General features: G+C 69.0%; 5 protein-coding genes and 2 pseudogenes. 6 read left to right on the forward strand and 1 reads right to left on the reverse strand.

The window, feature by feature from the left end; translation table 11 throughout:
- A pseudogene (locus L995_RS21590) lies at positions 1-262 on the forward strand (hypothetical protein); the annotation flags it as partial.
- Positions 263-289: 27 nt separating this feature from the next.
- The gene (locus L995_RS21595) at positions 290-1,168 is read left to right on the forward strand and encodes a PPK2 family polyphosphate kinase (protein ID WP_047473645.1); all 879 of its coding nucleotides are present in this window, start codon (positions 290-292) and stop codon (positions 1,166-1,168) included.
- A gap of 24 nt (positions 1,169-1,192) precedes the next feature.
- Here the strand turns inward: L995_RS21595 and L995_RS21600 are convergent.
- Positions 1,193-2,012, reverse strand: a pseudogene (locus tag L995_RS21600) (fumarylacetoacetate hydrolase family protein).
- 176 nt (positions 2,013-2,188) lie between these two features.
- On the opposite strand from L995_RS21600, the gene L995_RS21605 reads away from it, so the two are divergent.
- The 4 genes from L995_RS21605 to L995_RS21620 all read left to right on the forward strand — a co-directional run.
- Complete coding sequence (locus L995_RS21605) at positions 2,189-3,493, forward strand: Glu/Leu/Phe/Val family dehydrogenase (protein ID WP_047473647.1); 1,305 nt, start codon at positions 2,189-2,191, stop codon at positions 3,491-3,493.
- 324 nt (positions 3,494-3,817) lie between these two features.
- Positions 3,818-4,774: a Bug family tripartite tricarboxylate transporter substrate binding protein gene (locus L995_RS21610; protein ID WP_047473649.1), complete on the forward strand. Its 957-nt coding sequence runs from the start codon at positions 3,818-3,820 to the stop codon at positions 4,772-4,774.
- Positions 4,775-4,798: 24 nt separating this feature from the next.
- Entirely contained in the window at positions 4,799-6,379 is a 1,581-nt protein-coding gene (locus L995_RS21615) for a class I adenylate-forming enzyme family protein (RefSeq protein ID WP_047473651.1), read from the forward strand.
- Between the two features lie 20 nt (positions 6,380-6,399).
- The coding region (locus tag L995_RS21620; RefSeq protein ID WP_269431532.1) for a tripartite tricarboxylate transporter substrate-binding protein at positions 6,400-6,928 on the forward strand (529 nt) is incomplete at its 3' end.

Genomic DNA, 6,928 nt, shown 5'->3' on the forward strand with positions numbered 1-6,928 from the left:
CCGCGTGGCTGAACCAAGCCAGCCCCTGACCCTGCAAGGCCGTCTGGTGCTGCGCGGCAATGCGCCCCATGAGCAGCCCGTGCTGCAGACCACCTCCGGCGAGACCTGGCAGCTCCAGGGCCTGAGCGCCGAGCAGATCACGCAGTGGCAGCGGCAGAACGTGGAAGTCCGGGGCCAGCCCGGTCCCAGGCCCGCCGCTGGCGCCGCGACTTCGATGGCGCAGCCGCAACTGCAGGTGCAATCCATTCGCGCCCGGCCCTGACATTCCACCTCACCCACCGCTCTATCCATGGACGCCTCCAACCCTTTCTCCAGCCGCGATGCGGCCGTGCAAAAGCTCTGGGAACAGTGGCAGCCGCGCTCCGCCAGGTCCGACAAGGACAAGGACAAGCCCATTGCCCTGGCCGACTTCGACCCGGGCGCCAAGCCCTTTTCCAATGGCAACGGCAAGGCCGAGGACAAGGTCGCCGTCGAGGCCCTGGCCGAGGAGCTGGATGCGCTGCAGAACCTGCTGTACGCCGACCGCCGCTACAAGCTGCTGGTCGTGCTGCAGGGCACGGACACGGCGGGCAAGGACGGCACCATCCGTGGCGTCTTCGGCCGCATGAGTGCGCTGGGCGTGCACGCCGTGGGCTGGAAGGCCCCCACCGAGGCCGAGCGCGCCCATGACTACCTGTGGCGCATCCACCAGCAGGTGCCTGCCGCTGGCGAAATCACGGTCTTCAACCGCAGCCATTACGAGGACGTGCTGGTGCCCGTGGTCAACGGCTGGATCACACCCGAGCAGCAGCGCCAGCGCTTTGCCCACATCAACGACTTCGAGCGCATGCTCAGCGAGACGGGCACCGTGGTCGTCAAGTTCCTGCTGCACATCAGCGCCGACGAACAGCGCATGCGCCTGCAGGAGCGCCTGGACGACCCGGCCAAGCACTGGAAGTTCGACGAGAACGACATGAAGGTGCGCACGCAGTGGAAGGACTACCAGCAGGCCTACGGCCAGCTGCTGGGCGCCACGCATACGCCCTGGGCGCCCTGGACCATCGTGCCGGCCGACTCCAAGACGCACCGCAACCTCATGATCGCCACCTTGCTGCGCGAGGTGCTGCGCAACCTGGACCTGCGCTTTCCCGAGGGCGATCCGGCCCTCAAGGACTACAAGATCACCTGATCACTCGATGGCCTGCCTGAAGCCTCACAGCTGCAGGCGGGCCTCGGCGATGCCGTCCAGCTCGGCCACCACCAGGTCGCCAGCGTGGGCAAAGGCCAGGCCATTCCATGTGCCCGTGGTCACCACCGTGCCTGCGGGCACGTTGCCATAGCGGCGCACCAGCTCCTGCAACCAGCCGGCCAGCAGCCACAGCGGATCGCCCAGCGGATGCGTTCCGGTGAACGCCTGCAGCGGCGCCGCACCCACGCGCAACCGGCAGACCTGGGCAGACCAGTCCCGCGGCGACTCGCGCGGCAGCAGCCGCGAAGCGTCCTGCCACGGCCCCAGCACCAGGGCGCCATGGCACAGGCCGTCGGCGGCCAGCAGCAGCGGCGGCGCCTTCAGGTGCTGGCGCCAGCGCGTATCCACCACCTCGATGGCGGCGGTGATGCCGTCGATCAGCTCCAGCCCATCGCCGGGCTGCAACGCGGCAGCCATCTCGGCCGTCACCTCGCGGCCCAGGCGCAGGGCGATCTCGGCTTCGATGCCGCGCAGGTTGCAGCGGCGCGCCACCGGCCACCGAAGGACTGGCCCAGACGCCTTCTTCGGGCAGCGGCGCATGGGTCAGCGGGGCATCGCGGCGCGGCGCGCCAGACTTCCAATAGCCCGGAACGCGGCCCGGTCCCTGCTGGCTGCCAGCCACGCGCCAGCCCAGGGCGGGCGCCATGGCGGCCTGCACGGCCTGCGCATCTGCGGGCGCGCGCACCACGTCGGCCCAGTCGTCGGCATCCAGCAATTCGCCGCTGTGGCGCGCCTGGAGCAGCGCATGGGCCAAGGATGTGGGAGTGCGGGGCGTGTTCGTCATGGAGCGGCTTTCTTGGAGTGCATCGGAGGGTCGCAAGCGGCCCCGATTGTCCGCTGGACAAGGCGATCCCATGGTTATGCATTAAATGCATAAGGCTCTCGCGCATAAGGCGTTGGACAGCGCATAGCCCCGGGAATAAGCTCAAAACCCTCAGACAACTCTTGTGTGGAACCACCATGCAGCAACCCGCTTCGGCCGGCGTTACCAACCACGCCATCCCTTCCTACCTGCAGGCCGATCACCTCGGCCCCTGGGGCAATTACCTGCAGCAGGTCGATCGCGTCACCCCCTACCTGGGCCATCTCGCCCGCTGGGTCGAAACCCTCAAGCGCCCCAAGCGCATCCTGATCGTCGATGTGCCGATCGAGCTGGACAACGGCACCATCGCCCACTACGAAGGCTACCGCGTGCAGCACAACCTGAGCCGCGGCCCCGGCAAGGGCGGCGTGCGCTTCCACCAGGACGTGACCCTGTCCGAAGTCATGGCCCTGTCGGCCTGGATGTCGGTCAAGAACGCGGCCGTCAACGTGCCCTACGGCGGCGCCAAGGGCGGCATCCGTGTCGATCCCAAGACGCTGTCGCGCGGTGAGCTGGAGCGCCTGACGCGCCGCTACACCAGCGAGATCGGCCTGCTGATCGGCCCCTCCAAGGACATTCCAGCGCCTGACGTCAACACGAACGGCCAGATCATGTCCTGGATGATGGACACCTACTCCATGAACACCGGCGCCACCGCCACCGGCGTGGTCACGGGCAAGCCCGTGGACCTGGGCGGCTCGCTGGGCCGTGTCGAGGCCACCGGCCGCGGCGTGTTCACCGTGGGCGTGGAAGCGGCCAAGCTGACCGGCCTGTCGGTCCAGGGCGCGCGCATTGCCGTGCAGGGCTTCGGCAACGTGGGCGGCACGGCCGGCAAGCTGTTCGCCGACGCGGGCGCCAAGGTCGTGGCCGTGCAGGACCACACCGGCACCATCCGCAACGCCAACGGCATGGATGTGACGGCCCTGCTGGCCCACGTGGCCGCCAAGGGCGGCGTGGGCGGCTTTGACGGCGCCGAGGCCATGGACGCTGCCGATTTCTGGGGCGTGGACTGCGACATCCTGATCCCCGCCGCACTGGAAGGCCAGATCACCAAGGACAACGCCGGCAAGATCAAGGCCAAGATGGTGATCGAGGGTGCCAACGGCCCCACCACCACCGAGGCCGACGACATCCTGACCGAAAAGGGCGTGCTGGTGCTGCCCGACGTGCTGGCCAATGCCGGCGGCGTGACGGTGAGCTACTTCGAATGGGTGCAGGACTTCTCCAGCTTCTTCTGGAGCGAGGACGAGATCAACGCCCGCCTGGTGCGCATCATGCAGGACGCCTTCGCGGCCATCTGGCAGGTGGCCCAGCAGCACGGCGTGACGCTGCGCACCGCCACCTTCATCGTGGCCTGCCAGCGCATCCTGCATGCGCGCGAAATGCGAGGACTGTATCCTTGATCACCCCCTGAGGCGCTGACGCGCCTTCCCCCTCTCTGCTTGCTTCGCAAGGGAGGGGGACGACACCCTCACGGCAGGGCGGCCCTTGCTCGGTGTCCCTGACTTGGGCCGCGCCAGTTTTTGGCGCTGTGCACCACACGGTCAATGAAAGGCGCTTCGGCGCCTTTTTTCTTGGGCTCTTTTCTGGTGCTGGCAAGGGGTTAGCACCCGTTCCAGTAGGCCTAAGCGCGGGTTTCCGAATGGCGAAGCGGATCTCCAGTCAAACCCTGGTGCCCTGGGGCCCAGGGTTTTCTATCGTTGCGGGCAGTGAACTGGAGACTGCCCATGACCGTCCGCCGCAGCCTGCTGGCCTTGCTGGCCGCTTTGCCTTTTTTCTCCCTGGCTCCTGCCGCCGCGCTGGCGGCGGCCTGGCCTGAACGCCCCATCACCATCGTGGTGCCGGCCGCCGCTGGCGGCACCACGGACATTGCCGCGCGCGTGCTGGCCGAGAAGATGGGCAAGGACCTGGGCACCTCGGTGGTGGTGGAGAACAAGGGCGGGGGCGGCGGCAGCATCGGCACGGCCCAGGTGGCGCGCGCCAGGCCCGATGGCTACACGCTGCTCATGGGCAACATCGGCCCGGTGGCCATCAATTTCAGCCTGTACAAGCAGCTCAGCTACAAGGAAAGCGATCTGCGCGGCATCACCAATGTGATCTCCGTGCCCAACATCCTCGTGGTCCATGCCGATTCGCCCGTGCGCAGCGTGCGCGAGCTGGTGGAGCTGGCCAGGACCCGGCGCCTGAACGTGTCCACCTCGGGCGTGGGCCAGTCGCCGCACATGTCCTCGGAGATGTTCCGCCAGAAGGCCGGCATCGAGGTCACGCTCGTGCCCTTTCCCGGGGCCGCGCCTGCGGTCACGGCGCTGCTGGGCCAGCAGGTGGACTACATGATCGACAACCTGCCCAGCTCCATGCCGCACATCAGGCGCGCGCTGGCCATCACCAGCGCCACGCGCTCGGCCCAGTTGCCCGAGGTGCCCACCATGACCGAGGCCGGCGTGCCCATGCAGGTCACGGCCTGGTTCGGCCTGCTGGCCCCTGCCGGCACGCCCGATGCCGTGGTCGAGCGCATCCAGCAGTCGGCCCGGCGCGCCATGCAGACGGCCGAGGTGCGCCAGCGCTTTGCCGACCTGGGCGGCGTGCCCGGTGGCGAGACACCGGCCGAGTACGACGCCTTCATCGCCCAGGAACGCAAGAGCTGGGCCCAGATCGTCAAGGCCGCAGGCCTGTCGCTGGAATAGTTCTCCCCTCCCGTCCGCCCCCCCATGCAAGAAGACATCGCCGCCCTGCTGCGCCAGCCCTTTGGCTCGCTGCCCGAACTCGTCGCGCTGCAGGCCAGCCAGCGCCCCCGCCACACCGCCCTGGCCATGGATGGCCGCAGCCTCGACTACGCCGCGCTGCGCCTGGGCATGGACCGCGTGGCCCTGCGCCTGCAACGCCAGGGCCTGGGCCCCGGCGACGTGGTGGCCATCTGCGCGGGCAGCTCGCCCGAGTACGTGCTGGCCTTCCTGGGTGCGTTGCGCGCGGGCGTGGCCGTGGCGCCGCTGGCCCCGTTGGCCACGGCCGGCCACCTGAGCGCCATGCTGGACAACTGCGGCGCCCGGCTGGTACTGCGCGACGCGGAAACCGCCGCGCAATGGCCGCTGCAGGCCGGACAGGATCTGCAATGCGTGGCCCTGGACGGCGCTGCCGAAGCCGGCATTCTGTGGTCGCAATGGCTGGCTGCGGACGAAGCGGACCATGGCACGGCACCCACGCCCATCCACCCCCAGCCCGACTGGCCCTTCAACGTCATCTACTCCTCGGGCACCACGGGCGTGCCCAAGGGCATCGTCCAGTCCTGGGCCATGCGCTGGGCCCATGTGCAGCGCGCCATCCACAACGGCTACGGGCCCGATGCCGTCTCGCTGTGCGCCACGCCGCTGTACTCCAACACCACCCTGGTCGCGGCCCTGCCCACCCTGGGGCTGGGCGGCACCCTGGTGCTGATGCGCAAGTTCGACGCGGCGCACTACCTGGAACTGGCCGAGCGCCACCATGCCACCCACACCATGCTCGTGCCCGTGCAGTACCAGCGGCTGATGCAGTGCCCGGGGTTCGACAGCGCCGACCTGAGCCGCCTGCGGCACAAGTTCTGCACCAGCGCGCCGTTCCATCCCGCGCTCAAGGCCGAGGTGCTGCGCCGCTGGCCCGGACGGCTCATCGAGTACTACGGCATGACCGAAGGCGGCGTGCGCTGCGAGCTGCACTGCCATGACTTCCCCGACAAGCTGCACACCGTGGGCAGGCCAGGGCCGGGCGCCGACATCCGCTTCATCGATGAGCAGGGCCGCGAACTGCCGCACGGCGAGCAGGGCGAGATCGTGGGCCGCTCGGCCGGGATGATGAGCGGCTACCACCGCCTGCCCGACAAGACGCAGGAGGCCGAATGGTTCGATGCCCAGGGCCTGCGCTTCATCCGCAGCGGCGACGTGGGCCGCCTGGACGAGGACGGCTTCATCGTGCTGGGCGACCGCAAGAAGGACATGATCATCACGGGCGGCTTCAACGTCTACCCGAGCGACATCGAGTCCGTGCTGCTGCAGCACCCGCAGGTGGCCGAATGCGCAGTGATCGGCGTGCCCTCCGATGCTTGGGGCGAGACCCCCGTGGCCTACGCCGTGGCGCGCCCCGATGCCACACCCTCGGCCGCCGAGCTGCGCGAATGGCTCAACGCCCGCGTGGGCAAGACCCAGCGCGTGGCCGAGCTGCGGCTGGCCGCCAGCCTGCCGCGCAGCGAGATCGGCAAAGTGCTCAAGCGCGCGCTGCGCGAGCAGTACCAGGCCGGCGCCCTGTCCTCTTCATGAAACGGAGTCCCCCCATGCCCATGCCCATGCACCCACTCCCGCGCCGCCGCCTGCTGTCCTGCCTGGCCCTGGCGACCTGCGCCCTGCTGGCCCCGGCCACCCATCTCGCCCATGCTGCCGAGGCCTGGCCTGCCAAGCCCATCCAGCTGGTCATTCCCTATCCACCCGGCGGCAGTGCCGACCTGCTGGGCCGCCCGCTGGCCGTGCAGCTGCAGCAGCAGCTGGGCCAGCCCGTGGTGCTGGAGTACAAGCCCGGCGCAGGCGGCACGCTGGCCTCGCAATACGTGGCGCGCGCCAGGCCCGATGGCTACACCGTGCTCATGGTGCTGGCCGCCCATGCCATCAACGACAGCCTCTATCCCAAGCTGCCCTACGACACCCGCCGCGACTTCGCGCCCGTGTCTTTGGTGGCCAACCTGCCCATGGTGGTTGCGGCCAGCGGCAAGCTGCCGGCAAAGAACATCCAGGAACTCATCCAGGCCGCCAAGGCCAACCCCGGCAAGCTCACCTTCGGCTCGGCGGGCAACGGCAACACGGGGCATCTTGCGG

It is taken from the genome of Delftia sp. ZNC0008 (assembly GCF_000799035.1).
Classification (GTDB): Bacteria; Pseudomonadota; Gammaproteobacteria; order Burkholderiales; family Burkholderiaceae_C; genus Comamonas; species Comamonas tsuruhatensis.